The sequence below is a fragment of the Corynebacterium sp. MSK044 genome (genome assembly GCF_030232825.1).
In the GTDB taxonomy this organism is placed as follows: Bacteria; Actinomycetota; Actinomycetes; order Mycobacteriales; family Mycobacteriaceae; genus Corynebacterium.
Map to the genome: position 1 here is coordinate 1 of NZ_JASPJJ010000066.1, position 493 is coordinate 493.

General features: G+C 56.6%; 1 protein-coding gene. It reads left to right on the top strand.

Features of this window, described 5'->3' with window-relative positions; all coding sequences use genetic code 11:
* Positions 1-110: 110 nt before the first annotated feature.
* The coding region (locus tag QP994_RS11100; RefSeq protein ID WP_284866840.1) for an ATP-binding protein at positions 111-493 on the top strand (383 nt) is incomplete at its 3' end.

The following is a 493-nucleotide window of genomic DNA, read 5'->3' on the forward strand; positions in this document are numbered from 1 at the left end:
CCCGCGACGAAGAACCAACAACGCCCAAGCGCCCCGCTTACCAGCGACGCAGCTGATGCCGTCTTTATTCGGCCTGCTGACCACTACGAAAACTAGAAGGAGCGTGAACCATGAGCAACATCAATGACGAAACAGTACGGGCAAAAATGCGAAAGCTTCGCGTATCGACCTTCGCTGATGTCTTCTACGAGATTGTCAACGACGAGGCCTACGCGGATGCGCTACCAGAGGACATCTTCCTCGCCGCAGTCGAAGAGGCCTACACACAACGGCAACAACGCAACATCGCCAAAGCCATCACCCAGGCACAATTCCGATACCCGGATGCGAGCCTTGCTGAAGTCACCCGGGCAGAACAACGCGGCATCAACATGCGCCAACTGAAACGAATCGCGGCGACCAACTGGCGGGAAAACCCGACCAACATTCACATCCTCGCACCGACCGGAACAGGGAAAACATACATAGTCTGCGCCATCGGCGTCGCCGCATG